Origin of the sequence: Actinophytocola sp. NPDC049390, from assembly GCF_044466355.1 — a bacterium.
Classification (GTDB): domain Bacteria; phylum Actinomycetota; class Actinomycetes; order Mycobacteriales; family Pseudonocardiaceae; genus Actinophytocola.
In genome coordinates this window covers 179,645-203,376 of record NZ_JBITMQ010000012.1, presented here as the reverse complement: position 1 = coordinate 203,376, position 23,732 = coordinate 179,645, and the positions used below count along the sequence as shown (strand labels likewise).

General features: G+C 72.2%; 14 protein-coding genes. 7 read left to right on the top strand and 7 right to left on the bottom strand.

Going from position 1 to position 23,732, the window contains the following annotated elements; genetic code table 11:
• Positions 1–61 precede the first annotated feature (61 nt).
• Positions 62–2,689, bottom strand: a complete 2,628-nt coding sequence (locus tag ACIBVP_RS30640) for a BTAD domain-containing putative transcriptional regulator (RefSeq protein WP_396109852.1) — start codon at positions 2,687–2,689, stop codon at positions 62–64.
• A gap of 121 nt (positions 2,690–2,810) precedes the next feature.
• On the opposite strand from ACIBVP_RS30640, the gene ACIBVP_RS30635 reads away from it, so the two are divergent.
• The 4 genes from ACIBVP_RS30635 to ACIBVP_RS30620 all read left to right on the top strand — a co-directional run bounded on the left by ACIBVP_RS30635 (position 2,811) and on the right by ACIBVP_RS30620 (position 10,963).
• On the top strand, positions 2,811–4,385 hold the full coding sequence (locus ACIBVP_RS30635; protein WP_396109851.1) for a TIGR02677 family protein: 1,575 nt from the start codon (positions 2,811–2,813) through the stop codon (positions 4,383–4,385).
• Positions 4,386–4,501: 116 nt separating this feature from the next.
• Positions 4,502–5,692 (top strand): TIGR02678 family protein, encoded by a 1,191-nt coding sequence (locus ACIBVP_RS30630; RefSeq protein ID WP_396109850.1) that lies wholly within the window; start codon positions 4,502–4,504, stop codon positions 5,690–5,692.
• Entirely contained in the window at positions 5,689–9,765 is a 4,077-nt protein-coding gene (locus ACIBVP_RS30625) for a TIGR02680 family protein (protein WP_396109849.1), read from the top strand. The genes ACIBVP_RS30630 and ACIBVP_RS30625 overlap by 4 nt, the downstream gene beginning before the upstream one ends.
• A gap of 247 nt (positions 9,766–10,012) precedes the next feature.
• Entirely contained in the window at positions 10,013–10,963 is a 951-nt protein-coding gene (locus ACIBVP_RS30620) for a hypothetical protein (protein ID WP_396109848.1), read from the top strand.
• A 39-nt stretch (positions 10,964–11,002) separates the two neighbouring features.
• On the opposite strand, the gene ACIBVP_RS30615 is transcribed toward ACIBVP_RS30620, so the two are convergent.
• The 5 genes from ACIBVP_RS30615 to ACIBVP_RS30595 form a co-directional block, all read right to left on the bottom strand.
• A complete protein-coding gene (locus ACIBVP_RS30615; RefSeq protein ID WP_396109847.1) occupies positions 11,003–12,664 on the bottom strand; it encodes a hypothetical protein in 1,662 nt (553 codons plus the stop codon).
• Positions 12,665–12,778: 114 nt separating this feature from the next.
• Positions 12,779–13,288, bottom strand: coding sequence for a DinB family protein (locus ACIBVP_RS30610; RefSeq protein ID WP_396109846.1), 510 nt, complete (start codon positions 13,286–13,288; stop codon positions 12,779–12,781).
• Positions 13,285–14,493, bottom strand: a complete 1,209-nt coding sequence (locus ACIBVP_RS30605; protein WP_396109845.1) for a sensor histidine kinase — start codon at positions 14,491–14,493, stop codon at positions 13,285–13,287. The genes ACIBVP_RS30610 and ACIBVP_RS30605 overlap by 4 nt, the downstream gene beginning before the upstream one ends.
• Positions 14,494–14,611: 118 nt before the next feature.
• Positions 14,612–15,304: a two-component system response regulator CseB gene (gene cseB, locus ACIBVP_RS30600; RefSeq protein WP_396109844.1), complete on the bottom strand. Its 693-nt coding sequence runs from the start codon at positions 15,302–15,304 to the stop codon at positions 14,612–14,614.
• A gap of 7 nt (positions 15,305–15,311) precedes the next feature.
• The gene (locus tag ACIBVP_RS30595; protein WP_396109843.1) at positions 15,312–15,890 is read right to left on the bottom strand and encodes a hypothetical protein; all 579 of its coding nucleotides are present in this window, start codon (positions 15,888–15,890) and stop codon (positions 15,312–15,314) included.
• A gap of 147 nt (positions 15,891–16,037) precedes the next feature.
• Here ACIBVP_RS30595 and ACIBVP_RS30590 point away from each other — a divergent pair, with 147 nt between their 5' ends.
• The 3 genes from ACIBVP_RS30590 (at position 16,038) to ACIBVP_RS30580 (ending at position 19,353) form a co-directional block, all read left to right on the top strand.
• On the top strand, positions 16,038–17,231 hold the full coding sequence (locus ACIBVP_RS30590) for an LCP family protein (protein WP_396109842.1): 1,194 nt from the start codon (positions 16,038–16,040) through the stop codon (positions 17,229–17,231).
• 134 nt (positions 17,232–17,365) lie between these two features.
• Positions 17,366–17,560, top strand: a complete 195-nt coding sequence (locus ACIBVP_RS30585) for a hypothetical protein (RefSeq protein ID WP_396109841.1) — start codon at positions 17,366–17,368, stop codon at positions 17,558–17,560.
• A 65-nt stretch (positions 17,561–17,625) separates the two neighbouring features.
• Entirely contained in the window at positions 17,626–19,353 is a 1,728-nt protein-coding gene (locus ACIBVP_RS30580; RefSeq protein WP_396109840.1) for an aKG-HExxH-type peptide beta-hydroxylase, read from the top strand.
• Here ACIBVP_RS30580 and fxsT read toward each other — a convergent pair.
• Positions 19,316–23,707: an FxSxx-COOH system tetratricopeptide repeat protein gene (fxsT, locus tag ACIBVP_RS30575; RefSeq protein ID WP_396109838.1), complete on the bottom strand. Its 4,392-nt coding sequence runs from the start codon at positions 23,705–23,707 to the stop codon at positions 19,316–19,318. The genes ACIBVP_RS30580 and fxsT overlap by 38 nt on opposite strands.
• Positions 23,708–23,732 lie beyond the last annotated feature (25 nt).

The window sequence follows — 23,732 nt, the reverse complement described above, 5'->3', positions numbered from 1 at the left end:
CAGGTCTGGGAGAGCGCTCTCCAGTCCGCGGGTCCGCCGGGTTCCCACGTATTGCCGGCTGTCACACAGCGGCCAGCAGCTTCTGGATCTCGGCCGCGGACTCGGTGTCCCCCACCTCGTCGAACAGCGCGCGGGCCTGCCGCAGGCGCTCGCCGGGCTCCCCGTCCAGCGCGGCCAGCCGCATGAGCAACTTCGCGGCCAGCCAACGGTCCCCGGCGGCGAGACCGGCCGCGACGCCCTTCTCGTACCACTCACGCGCGTCGACGAGCCGGTCCCAGTCCCAGCACAGGTCGGCGAGGTGGGCGAACGTGTACCGCAGCCCGTCGTCCTCCCCCACCTCCTGCTGCAGGGCCAGCGCCCGCAGCAGGTTCGCCTCCGCGGCCACGAATTCCCGCCGCTGCCGGAACACGTCCCCGAGGTTGTTCAGGCTGTAGCCGATCCCCCGGTCGTCCGCGACCGCGCGGAAGAGTTCCAGCGCCTCGTGGTGCGTGGCGACCGCGTCGTCGAACCGCCCGAGCCGGTCGTACACCACACCGAGGTTGTTCAGGTTCCACGCGGCGAAATGCGGTTGCCCGACCCGTGCGAACAACTCCGCCGCCCGCGTGTGACACGCGATCGCCTGGTCGTCGTGGCCGAGATCGTCGTGGACCACCCCGAGACCGTTAAGCACCACGGCCTCGCCCAGCTCCGAACCGGACCGGCGGGCGGCGGCGAGGCCCGCGCCGTGGACGGCGAGCCAGTCGTCCCAGTGCTTGCCGATGTTGAAGTACGTCAACGACAGTCCCGCCAGCCGCCAGGCGAGGTCGTCCTCCCGGCCGCTCGTCGCGAGCGCCACCAGCACGGCCCGTTCCGCGTCGAACCAGGCGAGCGCCGACGACGCGTCCGGGAAGGTGACTTCCGGCGCACCGGCGATGGGAATCGCCGGGGACTGCGGGACGATCGCCATCCGGGCGGCGGCCGCGGTGCGCGTGTACCACTCGAACAGCCGCCGGACCGCGCCCTCGTCGTCCTCCGGCTGTTCCGCCGCGTACGCGCGCAGCAGGTCGTGCATGCCGAACCGGCCGCCGGCGGACTCCTCGACCAGGTGCGCCCGCGCCAGCGACGCCAGCGCGCGCCGCGTGGTGCGTTCGTCGAACCCGGCCAGTGCCGCCAGCGCGGCGGGCGGCGCGTCCCACGGATGCCTGCCCATCAACCGGAACAGGCGGGCGGCGTGGTCGTCCAGGTGCCGGTGCGACCACGAGAACACCGCACGGATGTCGGTGCTCGGGTCGCCGGTCGCGTCCAGCACGTCCAGGTCCAGGTCCGCGACCACGTCCGTGACCCGCAGACCGGCGCGGTTGCCGACGGACTCCGCCGCGATCCGCAGCGCCAGCGGCAGCCGCGCGCACCGGTCCACCAGCTCCGCCACCGCCGTGTGCTCGGCGTCCGCGCGGGCGCCGACCAGCCTGCGCACCAGGTCCAGCGCGTCCCCCGGAGGCAACCGGTCCAGGTCGATCCTGGTGGCGCCGTCGCGGGCGACGAGCCCGGCCAGCGAGTCCCGGCTGGTGATCAGGACGAGGCAGTCCGGCCCACCCGGCAGCAGCGGCCGCACCTGCGCCACCGAGTGCGCGTTGTCCAGCACCACCACGAGCCGCTTGTCGTGCACGAGCGACCGGTACCGCGCGGCCCGCTCCGCCGGGTCGGACGGCGCGCCGGCGCCCGCGACCCCCAGCGCGCGCAGGAAACCACCCAGCACGTCCTCCGGCGCGAGCGGCCGGCCCGGTCCGAAGCCGTGCAGGTCGACGTACAGCTGGCCGTCGGGGAACGCGTCCCTGTTCTGGTGTGCCCAGCGGACGGCGAGCGCGGTCTTGCCGACCCCGGCGGTGCCGGCGATCACGACCGGCCCGCCGCGTGCCGCCCACACCCGGTCGAGCCCCGCCATGGCGTCGGCCCGGCCGACGAACGTCGGCACGTCCTTGGGCAGCTGCGCGGGCCCGGCCGTGGTGGCGGCGGGCTCTCCCGCGAGCATCCGCGCCTCGAGCTCCCGCAGCTCGAAACCCGGCTCGATCCCCAGCTCGACGACCAGCACGTCCCGTGCGGCGCGGTACGCGGCGAGCGCGTCGGCCCGCCGCCCCAGCTCGTACAGGGCGGTCACGTACAGCAGGTGCGCCCGCTCCCGCAGCGGGTGGGCGCGGACCAGCTCGGCGAGGTCACCGACGACGGTCGCGGCGCGGCCGGCGGCCAGTTCCGCGGCGAGCCGGGTCTCCTGCGCCGTCACGCGCAGCTCGACGAGCCGGGCGGCCTCGTCGGCGAGCAGTGGCACGTCCAGGCCCAGGTACGGGTCGCCCTGCCACAGTGCGATGGCCTCGGCCAGCGACTCGGGCCGTCCGTCGCGGACGAGCAGCTCGAACCGGGTCGCGTCCAGCTCGTCGGCCGCGACCCGCAGCCGGTAGCCGTCGGCGTGGAACGTCAGCCGGCTCGGGTCGTCCAGCGCCCGGCGCAGGCGGTGCACGTGGAGCTGCAGCCGCTGCGCGCCACGCGGGTCCGGCGCGCCCCACATGGACTCGATCAGCACGCCGACGGGCACCACGGCGTTCGCCCTGGCGAGGAGCACCCCGAGCAGCACGGACTGCATCCTGCCCGCGGCGGGCCGCACCCGCGGGCCGGCGTGCAGCCGCACCGACCCCAGGACCCCGAACGTGATCGTCATCGGAGAACAAGAGTGCCCGATGGGGCAGCAGATACGGCACGCCGCCCCGAATGCCGTGTCCCCCGGCCGGGTGGGGCACGTCGCCCGGCGTTGTCGGCAGGCGCGGGTAGGGTGAGCGACCGTGTCATCGGAACCGGCAGCCAACGCGTCCGACGCGCCGGCCGACCTGGCCGCGGACGAGGCGCGCCGGCTCAAGCTGTACGCCTACCTGGACGCACGCGAGCACCGCCGCACCTATCTGTGGATCATGCGGCTGTTCGCGTCGACGCTGCTCGCGGACCTGTCCGCGGGTGAGGTGTCGGCCGCGCTGAGCGCCGCGGAACGCCGAGGTGACATCGCGCAGGGCGAGTCCCGCGTGGAGAACGTGATCACCCGGCTCAAGCAGCTCGTGGAATGGGGCAACCTGGTCGCGGGGCGGCGTGAGGTGGTCGCGTCGTCGATCGCCGAGTTCCAGCACGGCAGCGTCCGCTACCAGGTCAGCAAGCTGGGTGTGCGCGTCCAGCGGGACGTGGACGAGCTGCTGCGCACCACGGAGGGCGCCCGCGAGGTGTCCCGGGAGCTGCTGCCCGCCATCGCCGCGGGCCTCGACGAGCTGCTGGTCCGGCTGTCCCGCGCGAGCTACGAGCACACCCGCGACCCGGCCTCGGAGTCGGCGCAGAAGGCGGTCGAACGGCTGGCCGAGCAGGTCACCACGCTCTTCCTGCAGCACGGCGAGCTGGCCGCGACCGTCCGCGACTTCTACGCCTACCTCGGCCAGGTCGTCACCCGCTACCACCTGGCCTCCGACGAGATCTCCGGCTTCCGGAACCTGCTCGTCGAGTACATCCAGATGGTCGTCGAGGACGTGCTGCGCTACACGCCCGCGATCGCCGAGATCCTCACCCGCGACGAGTTCGCGGGCGCCACCCGCCACCTGCTGCGGCTGCTCACCCCGTCCGGCTCGCTGGGCCGCGACGTGGAACGCGCCCGCGGCCGCGCGGCCGCCGACTGGCGCGAGCTGACCGACTGGTTCGTCGACCGGCCCGGCCGTCCGTCGCAGGTCACCGCGCTGCGGGAGGCCACGGCCCGCGCCATCGGCACGCTGCTGGCCACGGTCAAGCGCGCCACGTCCGCAGGCGGCCCGGAACCCGGCCGCCGCGCCGAGCTGCTCCAGCTCGCCACGTGGTTCGACGAGTCGACCCCCGACCAGGCGCACACGCTGGCGGCGGCCGCGTTCGGGCTGTACCCGGCCCGCCACCTCGGCCCGCCGCCCGAGCACGACGGCGACGACGAGCAGACCCCGTGGGCCGACGGGCCGGTGGTGGACGTGCTGGTCACCGTGCGCGGCCGGGGTGAGCGCACCCGAGGCCGCACCTCCCGCATCCTCGAGAACCCGCTCGGCCGCGAGCAGCTGCTCGCCGAGGCCCGCAACGCCGACGCCCGGCACGCGGCCGCGGTCGCCGAGCTGGCCGCGGTGAAAGGGCTGGCCGACGTGACCCTGTCGGCCGACGCCCTGGGCACGCTGTGCGGTCTGCTGACCGACGCCATGGCGCAACGCGAACGCGCCACCGACCCCGGCGAGGCCGTCGACCCGGTCGGCGGGCTGACGCTGCGGTTGCGTCCCGAGTCCGGCGGCACGGCCGTCATCCGCACGGAGGGCGGTGTGCTGGAGCTGCAGAACACCGCCGTGGAGTTCAGTACGGGCGGTGCTCGTTGAGCGCGAGCGAGAGCGAAGGAGCGGCCACCGTCTGGACTGAGGAGTGCGCGCAGGCGCGCCAGCGCCGAGCACGCGACGAGGGAAGACGGTGGTTGAGCGGATGAGCGAAGCGAGCCATGAACACTGACGTGTTGGACAAGCTCTCCGAGATCGACCAGGCCGACGCGGTGCGGTGTGCCCGCGTGCTCCTGCGCCGACCGCTCGTGCGCACAGGCGGGCCCGAGAGCGAGCTGCTGCCGCTGATCTACCGGCACCGCGCGGTGCTGTCCGAGCTGTTCGCCGGGGTCCTCGGCTACCGGCTCGTCGTGGAACGCCGGTTCGCGCGGCTGTACAAGTCCGGGCCCGGCCACGACGCCACCCGCGGCGAGCCCACGCTCACCCCGCGCGGCTACGCCTACCTGGCGCTCACGCTCGCCTCGCTCACCGGCGTCGGCCAGCAGACCCTCCTGTCACGCCTGGTCACCGACATCCGCTCGGCCGCGACGCAGGCCGGCATCGAGGTGTCCGACGACCTCGGCGAGCTGCGGGCCATCGCGTCCGCGCTGCGCTACCTGGTGTCGCTGGGCGTGCTCACCGAGATCGAGGGCACGGTCACCGGCGACGAGGAGGCACTCCTCACGATCGACACGACGCTGCTCGGCCAGCTCGTCGCGGGCCCGCTCGGCGTCGCCACCACGCCCAGCGAGCTGGTCGCGCTCGCCGCGCGCCCCGGCCCGCGCGGCGTCGAGCACGCGCTGCGCAGGAGGCTGGTCGAGAACCCGGTCACCCACTACGCCGACCTCACCGACGATGCGGCCGCCTGGCTGCGCAAACGTGCCCGGGCGGAGTCACGCCTGATCGAGAGGTGCTTCGGGCTGGTCGCCGAGGTCCGCCGCGAGGGCATCGCGGTCACCGACCCCGAGGACTACCTCACCGACGTCTCCTTCCCGGGCCAGTCGACGGTGGCGCGGGTGGCGCTGCTCGCGCTGCCGGACCTGCTGTCGTCCGGCGAGCGACGGGACGGCTGGGTCGCGGTGCCGGTCGAGCGCGTCACGACGGTGTGCGACGAGCTGGTCGACGCCTACCCCGCCGCCTGGTCGAAGCTGATGGTGGCGAGCATCCCGAAGCTGGTCGACGACGTCCTGCACCTGTTGCTGTCGCTGGGGCTGGCCAGGCCGGCCGAGGACGGGACGTGGCTGCTCAGCCCGGCCGCGCACCGGTGGGCGCCGGAACCGGACGGGGCGCCGCGGCACGCCGAGGAGCCGGAGAAGGCCCTGGAACCGGAGCCGGGCTGGTCGCTGTTCGATCATGAGGGGGAGGCCGGATGACCACGCGCTGGAAGCTGCACCGCGGCGGCATCGTCAACGTCTGGCAGTACGCGGTCGAGGAGTTCGACTTCTCCGGCGGCCGCGTGATCTTCCAGGGCACCAACGGGTCCGGCAAGTCCCGCACGCTCGAACTGCTGCTGCCGCTGTGCCTCGACGGCGACCTGCGCCAGATCGGCTCCAAGGGCTACGACACGGTCTCCATGCGGCGCCTCATGCTCGACGACTACACCGGCGGCCCCAACCGGATCGGGTACGCCTGGATCGAGCTGCGCCGCGAGGTGGGTGGCCGCGAGGAGTTCCTGACCAGCGGCATCGGCATCAAGGCGTCCGCGAACTCGCAGCAGATCGGCGACTCGTGGCGGTTCGTCACCGACCGCCGCGTCGGTGCCGGGCTGGAGGACTTCCAGCTGGTCTACGACGGCACGCCCGTCGGCGCGACGCAGCTGCGTGACCTGCTCGGCGCGGACTGCCTGCACGACGAGGGCCCGTTCCGCGCGAAGATCGCCGAGCTGGTGTACGGCATCCCGGCCGTGCGCTACGCCGACCTGCTGCACCTGCAGCGCACGCTGCGCAACCCGGACGTGGGCCTGAAGGTCCTGGAGGGGCAGCTGGAGCAGATCCTGTCCGACTCGCTGCCGCCGCTCGACCCGACCGTGATCGAGCAGCTGGCGCGGTCGTTCGAGGACCTGGAGTCCATCCGCGACAACATCCGCACCCTGGGCGCGGCCGACACCGCGCTGCAGCGGTTCCTGTCGAGCTACGCGGGTTACGCGTACCGCGAGCTGCGGTCGGCGGGCAAGCGTGGCGTGGACGCGAGCAAGGAGCTGTCTGCCGCGCGCACCGAGATCACCAAGCTCATGGCGCGGCTGCGGGACGAGGAGGCGGCGGCGGAGAAGGCCGAGGTCGAGGTCGCGCAGCTGGAGGAGCAGGAGCTGACGCTCGAGTCGAAGATCGACTCGCTGAAGAGCAGCCCCGCCTACGACAGCGTGCGGGACCTGGCCGACCGCAAGCGGGTCGTGTCCGCGGCCCGGCAGGCGGCGGTGAGCGCGCTCAAGCAGCTGCGCACCCAGCGGGAGCACACCGAGCAGCTCGTCGACTCGGTCGTGTCCGAGCTGGCCCGGTTCGTCGACGACACCAACCAGGCCGCCGAGCTGGCCGACTCCGTCCGGTCCCGCATGCGGGAGGCCGGGCTGGACCCGCGCCTGTGCCCGCAGGTCCCGGCGGTGCCGGAGGCGGCGGCGACCGAGGTGCACGAGTTCGTGCGCCTGTCGCTGGACCCGGAGGCGGAGCCGGAGGAGGCGACCCGGCGGGTGCCGCCGGACATCCAGCCGCACTCGCTGCGTGCCGCGCTGGAGGCGTGCGGCGCGCAGGCCGCGGAGGCGGTGGCGGCGCTGCGGGAGCGGTGCGCGGTCACGCTGACGCTGCTGGAACGGGCGCGTGAGCTGGACTCCGAGCGGTCCGAGGTGGAGCGGCTGCAACGCGAGGCGCGTGAGGCGCAGCTGGAGGCGACCGAGTCGGTCGGGCGGCGCAACGAGGCGGCGCAGCGGCTGGAGGACGTGGCCGCGACCTGGCACGCGGCGGTGCTGCGGTGGTCGTCGGCCGGTCCGCTCGCCACGGTCGAACAGGCGGCGGAGCTGGTCCCGCCCGCGCTGGCCGACCTGGCGGCCGACGTGGACGCGGCCCGCGGCGCGACCGAGCGGGCGGCGGCGTGGCTGCGTGGCCGGCTGCCCGTGCTGCACGCGGAGGTGGACCGGGCCGGCCGCGGTGTCGACGAGCTGGACCGGCGGATGGCCGCGGCCGAGGACGAGCTGAACGCGCTGCGGTCCGGTGTCGACCCGGAACCGGCGCTGCCGGTGTCCGATGTGGACCGGGACCCGGCGACGGGTGCCGCGTTCTACCGCCTCGTCGACTTCGCCCCGGCGCTGTCGGCGGCCGAACGCGCGGGTTGCGAGGCGGCGCTGGAGTCGTCGGGCCTGCTGAACGCGTGGGTCACCGCCGACGGGACGCTGACGGACGCGTCGTCGCGGGACCTCACCGCGATCGTCGCCGGCCCGACGGTGTCGCCGTCGCTGTCGGACGTGCTGGTCCCCGCGGTGCCACCGGGCTCGCCGGTGTCGGCGGACCTGGTGACGCAGGTGCTCGGCCGCGTCGGTCTCGGCACGGACGCGGGCCTGTCCATCGCCCTGGACGGCCGCTGGCGGGCGGGGGTGCTGACCGGCGCGATGACCAAGCCGGCCGCCGAGTTCGTCGGCGCGGGTGCCCGGGAGACCGCCCGGCAGAAGCGGATCGGCGACCTGGCCTCGGAGCTGGCGCGGCTGGCCGACGAACGCGAACTGGCCGTGAAGGCGCTGACCGTGGCGCAGGAGCACGTGGTCGCGTGGGAACACCACACCGACGAGTACCCGGACGACCGCGAGCTGCTGGCCGCGCACGTGACGCTGCGGGCGGCGGCCGCGTCGGCCGACGACGCGAGCAACAAGGCGTTCTCGTTGCGGGACAAGCACTCCGGCACCGGCGACCGCTACCGGGCCCGGCAGGACGCACTGCTCACCGACGCGCGCGCGGCCGGTCTGGACGCGACCGCGGAGTCCCTGCAGCTCGCCAGGGCGTCAGCGCTGGAGGCCCGCACGACGGCCGAGCAGCTGCAGACCGCGCTGACGAAGCGCTGCCTGGGTGGCGTGGACAGCCTCACCCGGTCGCTGGACAACCACGCGCGCGTCGACGCGGAACTGGCCGACGTGCAGGCGGGTGCCGACCGCGCGTGCCTGGACCACCGGAGCGAGCAGGCTGGGTACGAGGAGCGGGTCCGCGCCATCGGCGGTGCCGCCGAGCAGCTGGAACGCGAACTTTCGGCGGCCGAGGAGGAACGCGCGTCCGTCCGCCAGCGCCTGCCGGAGATCCGCCAGGAGGCGACCGCGGCCCGGGTCAGGGCGGGCAAGACGCAGACGCAGATCGACACCAAGCAGTCGAAGGTCGCGGAGCTGACCGACCGTGAAGCCGCGGCGCGGCAACGCTTCCGCGACGCCCTGTCCGCGGACGGCGTGTGGCCCGCGGCGGTCGACGCGCCGGTGCCGGACGACCTGACCGAGGCGTACCAGGTCCTCACGGCACACCCGCGTGACGGGGTCGGCGAGGACACAGTGCTCGGCAACCTGCAGACGCTGCAGTCCACACTGGCGGGCAGCCACGACGTGATCGCCCAGCGGTCCGCGGACATCCTCACGGTCACGGTGACCGGCGCCCAGGGCCCGCAGCCGGTGGCGGTCGCGGCCCGCGAGGTGGCGGAACGCCTGACCGCGCAACGGGACCTGCTGTCGGAGGAGTACCAGCAGATCTTCGACGCGTTCATGCTGCGCGACCTGGCCGACAAGCTGGCCACGCAGATCGAGGTGGCCGACGACCTGTGCCGGCGCATGAACGAGACGCTCGACCGGGCCCGCTCCAGCCAGGGCGTGCACGTCCAGCTGGACTGGCAGCCCGCCCCGGACCTGGACGACGACATGCGCCAGGCCATGCAGCTCATCCGCACCCCGTTCGCGAAACGCGCCGAAGGTCAGGACGAGGCGCTGCGCACCGCGCTGACCGAACGCATCACCGCGGAACGCGACGGCCACTCGGGCGACTACGCGGAGGTCCTCGCCCGCGCACTGGACTACCGCTCGTGGTACCGCTTCACGGTGCGCGTCAAGGACCTCGGCCCCGACGGCGGTCCCCGCACCCGCCGCATGCGCCAGCTGTCGTCCGGCGAGACCCGCCTGATCTCGTACGTGACCCTGTTCGCGGCCGCGTCCGCGTTCTACGACGCGGTCAGCACGGCCGCCGACCAGCCCCCGGTGCGGCTCGTGCTGCTGGACGAGGCGTTCGAACGCCTCGACGAGCCGACCATCGCCCGCATGCTGGGCCTGCTGGTGGACCTGGACATGGACTGGATCATCACGTGGCCGAGCGGCTGGGGTCTGTCGGAGAAGATCCCCCGCATGCACATCTACGACGTGCTGCGCCCCAAGGGCGGCACCGGCATCGCCTGCACCCACGCCATCTGGACCGGCAAGTCCCTCACAGACCCCAACTAACCCCACCCCACCCACCCCCCACCCCCCGTCCCCCCGGTCCCCGTCCCCCCGGTCCCCCCGTCCCGATGTCGCGAAGGTGCCCTTGGGGACGTTCAACGCCCTCATGGTGCCCCTCGCGACGGGGGGTGGGGGTGGGGGGTGGGGGTGGGGGGTGGGGGTGGGGGTGGGTTGTCCACAGGTTGGGTGGTTGTCCACAGGTTGGGTGCGTTGGGTTTCGGGTGGCTCGCTGAGGGCCGATGGTGAGGGTATGAAACGAGGAGGCTGGGCCAACGACCCGAATGTGCTGCTGGCGGCGAGCCGGGACGGCACGATCAAGGTTACGACCCTCACCAACCTGGGAGTTCCCTCGCGGACCGCGTACCGGCGATGCATGCCTGGCGGGCCATGGCAAAGGTTGCTTCCTGGTGTCGTGCTGCTCGGCAACCTGCCACCGACAAGGAGACAGCTTGTCGCGGCGGCGTTGCTCTACGCCGGGCCCGGCTCAGTGATCACCGGACTCGAAGCGTGCCGACGGCACGGCCTCAGGAACATGCCGGACGACCAACGGGTTCACCTGCTCGTTCCGCATGAGCGCAGGGCCATCTGCAGCGACTACGTCATTGTCGAGCGCACCAGACGAATGCCCCGCCCGGTGATCCGCGATGGCGTCCCGCTCGCGCCTCTGACCAGATCGGTTCTCGACGCCTGTCGCCGGTTCACGAGCTATGACCCGACGCGTGCGCTGATCACTGAGGCCGTGCAGCGCTGTCGGTTGTCGCCGCGCTGGCTGAGGCACGAGCTGGAAGCCGGCAGCCAGCGCGGCACGGCGGTGCCGCGTGCGGTGCTCAAAGACGTCGCCATTGGCGCCCGGTCGGTTGCTGAGATCGATGCCATGCGGGTGTGGAAGCGCACCGACCTCCCGCGGCCGAGGTGGAACGTGGCTCTGCGCGACTCCCACGGCGAGTACGTCGCTGTTCCGGATGCGTGGTTCGAGGTCGGTCTCGCCTGGGAGATCGACTCCTATGAGTTCCACTTCCAGCGTGAGGACTATGCGAAAACGATCAACCGAAACGCCAGATATGCGGCGGTGGGCGTGACGGTCCTGCAAACTCTGCCGAACCGCCTCCGCAGCGCTCCAGACTCCGTCGCCGCCGAACTGACCGCCGCCTACCGGGCAGCAGCAGCCCGATCCCGCCCGGACGTGCGAGCGGTGTCCTGAAGGGCACCATGCGGACGTTCAACGTCCTGAAGGGCACCCTCACGACATGGCCGGCACTCGGATCGGGCCGGTCGGGTCGTCGGGCCTGCCGACGGTCGCCGTCATCCGGTCCAGGTGCAGCGCCTGCAGCGCGGCCAGCACCACGAACCCGAGGACGACCGCCACCAGCGGCGTCGTCGACGCCACGGAGAAGTCCCGCGCCGTCAGGCTCGAGTTCACCATGTACAGCACCAGCGGGGCCGAGCCGTCCTCCGGTGTCCGCGTCGTGAGCAGGCTCCAGAACAGGTCCTGCGCGTTGACGAACGCGGTCACCACCAGCAGCAGCACCGCGACGGGCAACGTGGGCAGCACGACCGTGCGGAAGAACGAACCCACCGCGGGCGCCCCGGCCGCCGTCCGCTGCTGCCAGCGCTCCGCCTGCCCCCGGCACAGCACGGCGAGAACCAGCAGCGAGACGAGGCTGACGAGGATCGGCGGGAACACGGCGCCCTCGCCGAACTCGCCATCGTCGCGCAGCGTCATGAAGAACTCGACACCCAGCGGCGCCACCCCGACGAACAGCCACGGCGCGAACGGCATCAGCAGCCACTCGCTGTGCCTGCCCAGCGGGCGCAGGCCGCTGATCCCCAGCGCGGCGAGATACGCGACGCCCACCGCCACGAGTGCCGCCAGGAACGCCGGTTGCCAGGTGGGACCACCGGGCCGTCTCTCCTGCTCCGGCCCGCCCAGCGCGTCGAGCCACGGCTCCATCGTGAGCACCGCGAGGACGACCACCACGGCCAACGCCACCAGGGCCACCACGATCGCGCCCGCGTCCACTCGCGACCGTCCACCCGGGGACCGCCACGGCGCCACGCTGACCCGCAACCGGGTCAGGATCACGACGAGGACCGCGACCACCCCGAGGACGGCCAGCAGCAGGAGGAGCACCGTCGACGCGGCGGCCCCGACGCCGATCCTGCCGTTCTCGAACGCCTCCCGGTACACCAGGCCCAGCGGTGTCATGGTCTCGTTCCCGGGCCCGAACGCGGTCATCACGAACGGCAGCGTGAACTGCTGCAGCCCGACCGCGAGCATGCCCACCACGACCAGCCCCGCCAGGGTGAACAGCGTCGGCCACAGCCTGCGCCGCGCGCGGAAGGCGGGCAGGAACACCATCACCCCGATCGCGCACACCACGCCGAACGTCATGAACGCCACGCTGGTCCGCAGCGCGGTGCCCACCAGCTCGGGGTCGCCCAGCAGGCGGGGCTCCTCCCGCAGGCCACGCAGCCAGGCGATGCCCAGCGCCACCGGCGAGAACACCACGATCGCCAGCGACAGCACCACCCGCGTGGTCACCCGCGCCCAGCCACCGGCCCAGTTCGCGGCCGCGGCGAGCAGCGGCGCCACGACCACGGCGACGACGATCGGCAACAGCACGAGCGACACCGCGAACCACAGCGCGGGCCAGAAGCCCGCGTCCCCCAGCACCGTGCCGTAGTTGTCGAAGCCGACGTACTCGGCCTCGCTCCGGCTGGCGAAGTTCTCGTCGCGCATGCTGGTCCCGACCGTCCCCACGGTCGGGATGACCAGCGTGGTGATCGTGAGCACGGCGGCGGGCAGCGCCAGGAGCACGCCGACCACGCCCGCGACGGCACGCCCGTCCGAGGACCGCGGTCGCTGCTGGGTGACGGCGTGGGGCTGCATCTGTGGCTGCATCGCGATGCTTCCTTTGCTCCGAGGTGGCGAACCGCTGACGCGGTGACCGATCCTCTGGTTCCCCACACCCTGGCACGACCGGAACCTTCCGGCGATCGCACACGCGGGAGACGCTCAGGCGGGTTCGGTGACCACCGGACGCCTCGCCGCCCGGTACAGGTCACGCATGAGCACGACCTCGGCGCCGTAGTGGATGATCTCCCGGTTCATGTGGAGGATCAGGGTGGTGAACGAGTCCTCGTCCGCGGGCTCGTGGATGCGGGCGCCGCGCCGCCAGTGTTCGTAGTGGGTCGCCAGGGCACGCAGGCCCTCCGCCGCGGTGCGGGGCCAGCGGACCGTCTCGACGGTCAGCGACCCGTCACCGAACAGCGCGCTGGCTCTGCTCCCCAGCGTCTGTATGCCCATGTGGGCGAGGCGCCAGGCGATCGTCGTGACCGGTGGCGGAGTGGGCGTCGGCCACTCCCAGTCCATCGCCCACGTGTCGTCCTCGCGCTTGCGCACGGACCAGCAACCGGGGACCGGCTCCCAGAAGCACTCCTCGTCCGTGAGCCCGCGCAGGCGCGGCCACAGGGTGTGATCCCAGTAGAACTCCAGCTGTGCCAACAGCTCCTCACGACCACTCACGGCGCAGACGGTAGTACCACCACGACCTCGGCTCCACCATCGGTCGCGTTCTGGAGCGTGAGTTCGGCCGACAGGACGCGTGCCTGCGCCAACGCGATGGTCAGTCCGAGCCCGTGACCGTCGGCCCGGTTGGGGTCGGCGGTCCGGAACCGGCTCGGCCCCTCCGCCAGGATCTCGGGCGGGAAGCCCGGTCCGTGGTCCCGCACCCGGATCGTGGCACCCTCGACGGCCACCACCACGGGTGGCTCGCCGTGGCGTTCCGCGTTCTGCAGCAGGTTCACCAGCACGCGTTCGAGCCTGCGGGGGTCGGTCCGGACCGTCTCCGCGTCCGTGACGACGGCCGAGGGCACCCGGCGGGACACGAACTCGCCCAGCGGCACGTCCACCAGCTCCGCCCGCTCGGTCGCGGCGTCGAGCCGCGCCACCTCCAGGATGTCCTCCACCAGCGCCCGCAGCACGGTCACGCGGTCCCGCACCAGCTCCGCGGGCCGGGACGGGGGCAGGAGCTCCGCCGCCGTCACCAGACCGGTGACCGGGGTGCGCAGCTCGTGCGCGATGTCCGCGGTCACCCGCCGCTCGGCCACCAGCCGTGCCCGCAGCGCCGCCGCCATCGCGTCCACCGCGTGCGCCAGCTCGGTCGCCTCGTCGCGCGGCCGGTCGCCGATCTCCGCACCGACCGACAGGGTCGCGTCGCCGTCCGCGACCCGGCGGGCGGCGACCGCGGCCCGCCGCAGCCGCCGCGACAACCGTCCACCCAGGACAATCCCGAGCACGGTGGCCAGCACCAGCACCGCCGCGGAACCGAGGACCAGCACGCGGTCGAGCTGCCGGAGCGTCGCGTCGCGGTCGGCGTAGGAGCTGCGCAGCGACAGCACCTTCCCGTCGGTCTGCGCCGCCGCCCAGATCCACGCGCCGTCGGGCGTGCGCTGCAGGTAGGTGGCGCGGCGGCCGCCGCGGACCGCGTCGAGCAGCTCGTCCGGCACGTCCGCCGCGTCGATCCGGCTGCCGAGCGCGGCCCGCCCGGTCAGCCCGTAGTCCCGCACGACGAGCTGGATCCGTTCGTCCTGCACCCGCCGCGCGTCGGCGAGCTGCGCACGGCTGAACTCCGACCGCACGAGCAGCGACAGCGCCACCGCGAGCACGACGCTGACGAGCGCGATCACCGCGGACAGCCGCCACCGCAACGACTGCGGGAAGGCCCTCACGCGTCGATGGTTCGCTCCGCTCATCCGCTCAACCACCGTCTTCCCTCGTCGCGTGCTCGGCGCTGACGCGCCTGCGCGCGCTCCTCAGTCCAGACGGTGGCCGCTCCTTCGCTCCCGCTCACGCCCCGTTGCGGAGCTTGTACCCGAAGCCCCGCACGGTCTCGATCATGTCCTGGCCGATCTTCGCGCGCAGGCGCTGCACGTGGACGTCGACGACCCGCGAGTCGCCGCCCCACTGGTAGTCCCACACCTGCTCCAGCAGGACGTCCCTGGTCAGCACGGTGCCCGGCGAGTCGACGAAGCACAGCAGCAGCCGCAGCTCGGTCGGCGTCAGCTCAACCGGCCTGCCCGCCAGGCGCACCTCCAGCGCGTCCCGGTCGACCTCCAGCGCGCCGAACACGCTCCCCTGTTGTGACGGCACGGCCGCGCGGCTCATCCTGCGCACCACCGCACGGATGCGGGCCACGAGCACGGTGCTGTCGAACGGTTTGGTGACGTAGTCGTCGGCGCCCGCCTCCAGCCCCAGCACCACGTCGACCGGGTCCGCGCGGGCCGACATCATGATCACCGGGGTGGGGCTCTCCTCACGGATCTGGCGGCACAGCGACACCCCGTTCATGCCGGGCAGCATGATGTCGAGCAACGCCACGTCCGGCCGCCGCGCGCGGAACGCGGCCAGGCCGGTGAGCCCGTCGGCGGCCACGTCGACGGTGAACCCGTTGCGTTCCAGCGCGAGCTGTGTGGCCTCCCGGATCACGTCGTCGTCCTCCACCAGCAACACGATCATCGGCATGGGTGGTTCGCTCCGCATGCTTCGCTCACCTGGGCACCTCGACGAGTCTCGAGCCGTTCCACCGGTACAGCACCACCGTCTGCTCGAACGGGCAGCACGGGTCGTCCTCCGCCGACCACGTACCGCGGATCAGCACGAGATCCTTGCCCTTGCCCGGCAGGACGTCGATGGACTGGCCCTCGACGCCGAGCAGGCGCGTCGGCGGTTCCGTGACCAGGTTGTACACGTAGGCCGCGTAGCCGGGGTACGGCACCAGCCCCACCCCCTCGGCGGCCGCCTTGGCGTACCGGTCGGAGCGGCAGTCGAACAGCAGCACGACCAGTTCGCCCTTGCCGTCGCCGGTGAGGTCGACGTACCGGTCGTCGGTCGGGTACTGGCCGCCCTCGCACGGCACCAGACCCGCCTTGACCTTCGGGGTGACCTGCGGATCGGCCCGCAGCACCGCGACCGGGTCGGCGGAGGCGGGGGTGCCGCTGGGCAGTGTCGGCTGCGACGGCGGCGGGCTGACCTGGCTCGCCCGGCCCGCCACCTCGACACCGCCCTGGGTGGCGCAGCCCGCGACGAGCAGCAGGACGAGCCCGCACAGGGCCACCGCCGATCGCATCGTTCCGCGCACGAGCACAGGAGACCACGCCGCGCCCGGCGCGGCCACACGGGTCGTCCAGGCTGTTACGTGCCCGCGAAACGACCGCCGGACGGCTGTTACAGAACAGAGGCACGACGGGCGGAATCGGTCCATAGCGTCGGAACCATGCTGGTGTGGGCGGGGAGGGCGCTGGTGGCACTGGTGTCGGCCGCGGTCGTCGCGACGATCGGGTTCGGCTGGTACACCTACCGCACGGCCGACGAGAACGTGGTCCGCGACGACGTCATCGCCGCCGACCCGCCCCCGGACCCGGCCGACCTCCCGTCGGTGCGGGACCTCCCCCGCTCGGAACAGACCATCCTGCTGGTGGGCCTCGACTCGCGCACCGACACGCACGGCAACCCGCTGCCCCAGGACGTGCTGGACGCGCTGCGGGCCGGGGAGGCGGACGGCGAGCAGAACACCGACACGATGATGCTGGTGCACATCCCCGCCGACCCCGAGAAGAAGGCGTTCGCGCTCTCCCTCCCCCGCGATTCCTATGTGGACATCCCGGGTGGCTTCGGCACGCACAAGCTGAACTCGGCGTACGCGCGGGGGAAGAACGACGCCGCCGCCCGCCTGCGCGCCGAGGGCGCCGACGACGCGACCGTCGAGCGCGAGTCCACCACCGAGGGCAGGAAGACCCTGATCGCGACGGTGTCCGCGCTGACCGGTCTCACGGTCGACCACTACGCGGAGATCGGCCTGTACGGGTTCAGCGAGCTGACGAAGGCCGTCGGCGGGGTGCCGGTGTGCCTGAACGAACCCGTGCACGACAGGTACTCCGGCGCCGACTTCCCGGCGGGGAGGCAGACGTTGAAGGGCGTGGCCGCGCTGAAGTTCGTGCGGCAGCGCCACGGTCTCCCGAACGGCGACCTGGACCGGGTGCGCCGCCAGCAGGCGTTCCTCGCCGGCGTGGCCAACCAGGTGTTCAGCTCGGGCACGCTGAGCTCACCGAGCCGGATCAGCGCGCTGGTCGACGCGCTCACGAAGTCCGTGGTGCTGGACAGGAACTGGGACCTCATGTCCTTCGCGGCGCAGCTGACCACGCTGACCGGCGACGACATCGAGTTCTCCACCATCCCCACCGGCACCATCGACCTGACGACCCCGTCGGACGGCAGCGCCGTCGAGGTCGACCCGGCGCGGGTGCGTGCGTACGTGCGGAACCTGCTGACCGGTCCCCCGCCGAGCACCACCACCAGAAGCGTCCCCGGCACGACCCCGGTCGACACCGGAAAGGTGGTCGTGCGCAACGTGGCCCAGAACTCCGGTGAACGACCGATAACCGCAGGTGGGATCCCGTGCGTCAACTGAACAGGCCACCCGAGCGCACGGGACAAAAGCTGGACAAACCCCCTGCGCGCCATGATCTTGACCGGTAATCCGCCGGAAACGGGCTGGGAAACGGCTACAATCGGCGTAGACCTGCGACAGTTCGGGGAGGCGGCATGGCACATCTGACGGATGCTGATCTGGACTCGCAACTGGTCGATCTGACCGCGGTCCCGCTGGCCGAGTTGCGCGAGCTGAGATCATCAGAGCTGGTCACCGCCTTGGATCAACTCTACCGGACCGCCGAATGGCACACCGGCAACGAGTTACAGGGAAAGCAGGACGACCCGCCGCGGTTGGGGATGCACTGAGCACGCATCGACTGACCCGGGCCACGTTCGACGAGCTGTGCTCCGGCCCGACCGCCGATGTCACCATGCGGCTGCTCGAGGCGGCACAACACAGTCACCGGCGCCTGCGGTTGCGGGCCCTGCTCGACCGGCTCGAGGCGAACCCGGCCGCGATGGGCACCCAGGTCGACATCGCGGCCTGCTGGGCTGTGCTCGCGGAGGCGGAGGCCCGTGATGCCGACGCGACGGCGGACATCTTCCTGCACCCGTCCGTCGGCGTGTGGCTGACCAGGGCGCTGCACCACCACGCGCGGCCGGACGTGGTCACACCGTGGTCGGAACTCGGTTACCTGCACGCGATCGCGGCCGCCGCCGCGGTGCGCACCGGCGTCGCCCGCACGATCCGCGTTCCGGTGTGGCACGGCGTGGTGTCGCTGCCCACCGTCGGGCACGTGACCCTTCCCGGCTCGTTCCCCGTCGGCACGGCCGACGTGGTCAGCGCGGGCATCGACACGCACCTCCGCGTCAGTCCCTCGACCTCCATCGCGCTCGACGGGTCGGACGAGGCGTTCTTCCCCGCGCGGCGCCACACCAGCACCAGCCACGGCCTCACCGTGGACGCGTGGCTCGACCACCACGACCCCTACCACGGCTTCGGGCCGCCGAGCCCACCGACCGAACTGTCCGATGTGGACCTCGCCGACTGGCGCAAGCTCGTCGACGAGGCGTGGCACGTGCTGACCCGGGACCACCGGCCGTACGCGCGGGAGATCGCGACCGGGCTGCGACTGCTGGTGCCCATCGAACCGAGCAGCGGCACGGTCGGCGAGTCGTCGCCGTCCGCGTTCGGCGGGGTGCGGTTGTCGGCGTGCGATTCCGCGACCGAGTTCGCCGAGGCGCTGGTGCACGAGATGCAGCACTCGAAGCTGAACGCGCTACTGGACCTGGTGAAACTCACCGACGGCCATCGCGCCCAGCGGTACCTGGCGCCGTGGCGGGACGACCCGCGTCCGCTCACCGGTGTCCTGCACGGGCTGTACGCGTTCACCTGCGGAGTCGAGTTCTGGTTGGCCGAGGCGGACGTGGCGGACGAGAACGAGCAGATCCGTTTCGAGATAGCGTTCCGGCGCACACAGGTCCGGCACGCGTTGCGTGCGCTCGACGGCGACCCGCACCTGACGAACGCGGGACGGGCGCTGGTCGACGCCGTCTCGGCCCGGCTCGAGGTGTGCGAACGAACCCCGGTGCTCGACCAGCTGTCCACAGTGGTCACCGCGATGGTCGACGACCACCAGGCGCTGTGGCGGTTGCGGCACGCGCGGCCGAACCCGGAGGTGGTCGACGCGGTAGCCGCCGCGTGGTGCGCCGACCGGCCGCCGCCGACCTGGGCGGATCGCACCAGGATCAGCGCCGAGGACACCCGACGGCTGCCCGCGAACCGGCGAAACCTGTTGCACGTCAAGGCGGTCGACCGGGAGTTGTTCACGTCGCTCACCCGAGGCCGGGGCTCGCTGCCGGGCTCGACGCCGTACGCGGACGCCGCGTTCTGCACCGGTGACATGGAAGCGGCCGCGGACGCCTACCACCGGCACCTGACGTCCAGGCCGGATGACGTCCAGGCATGGGTCGGTCTTGGACTCGCGCTCAGAGCACAGGGCAGGGACGCGGCTTCACTGCTCGACCGCCCGGAGTTGACCGTCGCCGTGCACCGCCGGATCAGGGTGCTCACGGGACGAGCCCCCGATCCGTTGGCCATGGTCGCGTGGCTCGCGCCCGCTACAGCTGCATCGTGTCGGAGTCGAAGTTCGCCCTGACGTTCTGGCTCGCGGCCACGGTCGCCGGGTGCTCCTCGCCGAGCACCTTCCGGAAGCTCGCCGCCGTCTTCGTGTGCAGGATGGCGGCCTCCTCGGACTGGCCGAGCAGGTTCAGGTCGATCGACAGGTTGTGCGCGATCGCGAGCGTCGTCGGGTGTTCGGCGCCGAGCCGCTCCGTGCTGTGGACCAGGGTGTCCTCGTCGAGCAACCGCGCCTTCTCCGCCTCACCCAGCTCGGCGAGGTCGCTCGCCAGGTTGCTGCGCACGACGATGACGTACGGGTGGTCCTCGTACAGCCGTTCGAGCAGCCCGGCGACAGCGCGCTCGTTGAGGTTGCGCGCCTCGTCGAGGTCGCCGCGAAGCCTGCGGGTGACGGCCAGGGTGGTCATGGCGATCATCACGTACGGGTGCTCGTGGTAGTAGACCTTCTCGAAGTCCCGGACACCGCGCACACCGAAGTCGAGCGACTTGTCCAGCTCGCCGAGGTGACGTAGCTCGGTCGCCATGTCCACCATCGCGGTCACGGTGTCGAGGTGGCCTTCGCCGTGCCGGAGTCGGTAGCGGTTGTAGACGTCCTCGGTGAGCTCCATCGCCTGGTCGTGGCGGCCCGCCTTGCGGCGCGCGACCGCGAGGCACCGGTCACTGCCGATGGTCGTGGGGTGGTCGCGGCCGAGGATCTCCGTGGCGACGGCGCAGGTCTCCTCCTGCATGCGGCAGGCACCGACGTAGTCGCCGCACTCCCGGATGTCCATCGCCAGGCTGCTGCGTGTGCCCAGGGTCGCCGTGTGGTGCGCGCCGAGGACCGCCGTCCGGCGCCGCAGGGTCTCCTGGTCGAGATCGCGGGCCGCGAAGTACTCGCCGGTGAGGCGCAGGGTCGACGCGTAGTTGTTGGCGTACACCAGGGTCGACGGGTCGTCCTCACCCAGCACCCGCCGCGCGCTGGCCAGCGTGGTTTCCGCGGCGTCCCGTTCGTCGTAGAGCCTGCCCTCCAACTCGTGGATCACCAGGGTGGAGTTGCCCATCGCGATGGTCGTCTCGTCGTCGTCGCCCAGGTGTTCGCGGGTCAACGCGTAGACCTCCGCGCTGAGCGTGCTGGCGTCCGCGGGGCGGCCGATCCGTCGCAGCGCGTTGGCCAGGTGACGGCCCATGACCAGCGTGTCGACGTGGGTCTCGCCGATGCTCGCCGTCCAGGTCTCCCTGGCCTCCTCCGCGAGGGAGAGGCCACCCTGGTAGTCGCCGACGGCGAGGAGGTACCGCACCATGTTCGTGACCATGGTGCGAACCCAGCTGTCCTCGCAGTCGACCGCCCTGGAGTTGATGGCGTGCGGCAGCAGGTCCGCGTAGACCGGCCAGTTGACACTGTTCGCCGGGTCCCCCGGGTCGCCGTTCACGAGCATGAGGTGGACCGAGTGGCGGGTGTCCTCCCACTTGGTCTTGTCGAGCTGATCACGCAAGACTGCTTGCACCAATCGGTGTAGTTGAATCGTGTTGCGTGCGTGGTCGATCTTCGCGAGGCTGTACCGGTGGATCTCCCGGATCGCCGAGTTCAGTTTGATCGGATCCGCGAGTGCCTCCGCCAGCGCCGGTGGCACCGGAGCCCCGCGCACACCTGTGAACAGGCTGCGGGCAATGGGTTCCGGGCTGAAGAACGCGCACACCTGTAGGAGCTCCAACGCGGCACGCCGGTCGGTTCGCAACCGGTTGAGTGGCACGTTCCAGGCCGCCGCCACCGACAACTCGTACTCGCCGGTCGCGCCTGCCGTCAGCAGCTCAGCACTGTTCTTCTCGAGGAGGTCGACGTATTCGGCGACGGGCATCCCGGTCTGCGCACGCCACGCCGCCGCCTGCTCAACCGCTAGCGGAAGGTCGCCAAGAGCCTCGGCGAGGCGATCGGCGTCTTCGTCGGAGATAGTGCCACCGCCCCTGCGGCGCAGCAACTCGATGCTCTCCGAACGTGTGAAGAGGTCGACCTCGACCGTGCGGGCGACGCCAGCCCACTCGGCGTTGCGTGAGGTCACCACGACGTGGCCGGAACCGGGCGGCAGGAACGGTCGCACGTCATCCGGTCGTTCGGCGTTGTCGAAGACGAGAATCCACTTGCGGTCCGGGATCCCGCTGCGCAGCATTTCCAGCACCGCCGGCACGGCGGTCTCCGCGCTGCCCGCCGTGATACCCAGCCGTTTCGCGAGTTCGACGAAACTCGACCGGATCTGTGTGGTGTGCTCGGCCGGGATCCACCACACGATGTCGTATTCCGAGACGTTCCGGTAGATGTACTCGACGACGCTCTGCGACTTACCGACGCCGCCCATTCCGTGCAACGCTTCCGGCAGAACCGCGGTCGTCGTTTCGCCGGGTTCGCTCAACCGCCTGCGCAGTTGTTCGAGCAACGGCTCACGACCGACGAAGTCCGGGTTCCGCAGCGGCACCCCACCCCAGATCTGCGGTTGCCGCACCAGGGAACGACCTTCCAGCTGACCCGAACCCGACGCAGGCATGTTGTCTCCTTCGAAAGGGGGCGGGAGCGTCCACTCGTGCCGGGATGGCGGTTCCGGCTGGGGCAGCTTAGCGCCCTCGCCGACGTCGACATCGGGTGGATTGATCTTCCTCTTGCGACGCAGACGGGTGGCTCGCGCCGCGTAACGTCCGGAAAGCGCCCGGAAGACAGCTTCCTGCACCTTGAGGTACGGACGGTTTTCCGGGGTCACTTCCGGTTCGGGGGTGCGTTCCGGATCATCCAGCGCCTCCCGGAAATTGCGCAGCACCGGATTTCGCTGACCGAGATAACCGGCGATCAGCCGGGCCACCCGGATGGTGTCCCCCCGTCTGCCCGCGGCCAGCAGTTCCGCACGCACACCTCTGTGGAACTCATAACCGACGCCATCGACGCCGTCGCCGCCGTCGTCCCCGGCCGCCTGCGGGACCGGGTCCGGTTTCATCGAGGTCTTCCGCAACAACCCGCCGAGCACCACCTCGGCGATGGCGGAGATGTCCGCGCTCGGCAGCATCACCCGCTGCACCAGCTTGATCGTCGGCATGGTCAGCGGCACCGCGGCGAGCAGGGTCGCGAGTTGGAACGCGGACGCCGACGCGAACGTGCGGAACCGCAGCACCCGGTCCCTCGGCGCCAGTTCCGTCCGCGGTTGCGCCGGGGTCCCAGCCACGTCGATGACCCGCGTGTCGGGTTCGACGAACACGGTCGTGCTGTCCACCCAGCCCGCACCGGGAGTGCCGAGCAGCTTCGCCCAGTTCGCCCAGAACACCGGATCGAGGCTCAGCACCGGGATCGGGACAGCGTGGCCGTCCTCGCTCCCGTCGGTGTTCTCCACGCGCAGCCGCACGTTGGGGGCACCCGGTTTCGCCGCGCGCAGTCGCACCCGGCGGGGTGTCAGCCCGCTCCAGTGCCACAACCGCTCCGGCAGGAGGTTCACGATGGCGGTGGGCGTGTGCCGCGCCCACGAGGCCACCACCCGGGTGACGGCGTCGGACCGCCAGCCCTCGCCGATACCGTCGGTGAGCACGACGAAGACGGTTCGCCCGGTCGGGTCGATCTGGTCGCGCCAGCCGCGCACCACGCCGTCCGGGCCGGGCGTGCGCAGCAGCACCTCCTCCTCGTTCGTCACGGAGCCGTCGACCAGCAGTGTGCGCACGTCGCGGAACGCGCCCTGGCGGCGGAAGAGGTCGCACAACTCGTCGACCTGCTGCTGCCACACGTCCGCGGCGCCCGCGGTGTCGATCACCACGACCAGCTCGAACCGGCGGGACCTCGCGGGGCGGAACGCGGGGAACCACATGCGGTCCTGCGCCGCCCGCACCGCCGTCTCCTCCTCGTCCAGCTCCGTCCGCCACGGCGAGGCGACCCGCCTGCCGAGGGGACGCAGGGCCTTCGCGATCTGGCGCCGGTTCGCCAGCGCGGGCGCCGTCGGCCAGGTCAGCGGGGCCGTCTCGGCAGGCGCGTGCCGGTCGAGCACGGCCGCGCGGACGGGGTGCGGCTTGCCGACCCGCCAGTCCTGCGGCGCGGGTTCGTGGTCCGGCTCCCGGGGCTCCTCCTGGTCCTCCGGGGCCGGACCGGGCTCCGGCGGCTCAGGAGGGCCGGTGGGCTTCGGCGTCCGTGCGTCCGGGCCGGCGGGCACGTCCGGCGGCCGGGCCTGCGGGGGCTGCGGCGCGTCCCCCTCCTGCACAGGGGGACGCAGCATGTGCGCGAGCCACAACGCGTCGCGAACCTCGTGCCACTCCAGTTCGTCGGTGGACAGGCGGGGCACCTCGGCCGCGTCCCTGTCCTCGAAGTGCGGGAACACCCCCGAGGCGAGCCCGGGAGCGCCGTCCGGCGAATCATCGAGTGGCAGGCCGCTCACGGCTCCCCCTCGCGGGCTACGGGGA

Excerpts from the sequence above, each read along its gene's own strand:
- ACIBVP_RS30640 (WP_396109852.1), bottom strand. The coding sequence starts at position 2,689 with ATGACGATCACGTTCGGGGTCCTGGGGTCGGTGCGGCTGCACGCCGGC.
- ACIBVP_RS30630 (WP_396109850.1), top strand. The coding sequence starts at position 4,502 with ATGAACACTGACGTGTTGGACAAGCTCTCCGAGATCGACCAGGCCGAC.
- ACIBVP_RS30625 (WP_396109849.1), top strand. The coding sequence starts at position 5,689 with ATGACCACGCGCTGGAAGCTGCACCGCGGCGGCATCGTCAACGTCTGG.
- ACIBVP_RS30620 (WP_396109848.1), top strand. The coding sequence starts at position 10,013 with ATGAAACGAGGAGGCTGGGCCAACGACCCGAATGTGCTGCTGGCGGCG.
- ACIBVP_RS30615 (WP_396109847.1), bottom strand. The coding sequence starts at position 12,664 with ATGCAGCCACAGATGCAGCCCCACGCCGTCACCCAGCAGCGACCGCGG.
- cseB (WP_396109844.1), bottom strand. The coding sequence starts at position 15,304 with ATGCGGAGCGAACCACCCATGCCGATGATCGTGTTGCTGGTGGAGGAC.
- ACIBVP_RS30595 (WP_396109843.1), bottom strand. The coding sequence starts at position 15,890 with ATGCGATCGGCGGTGGCCCTGTGCGGGCTCGTCCTGCTGCTCGTCGCG.
- ACIBVP_RS30590 (WP_396109842.1), top strand. The coding sequence starts at position 16,038 with ATGCTGGTGTGGGCGGGGAGGGCGCTGGTGGCACTGGTGTCGGCCGCG.
- ACIBVP_RS30585 (WP_396109841.1), top strand. The coding sequence starts at position 17,366 with ATGGCACATCTGACGGATGCTGATCTGGACTCGCAACTGGTCGATCTG.
- ACIBVP_RS30580 (WP_396109840.1), top strand. The coding sequence starts at position 17,626 with ATGCGGCTGCTCGAGGCGGCACAACACAGTCACCGGCGCCTGCGGTTG.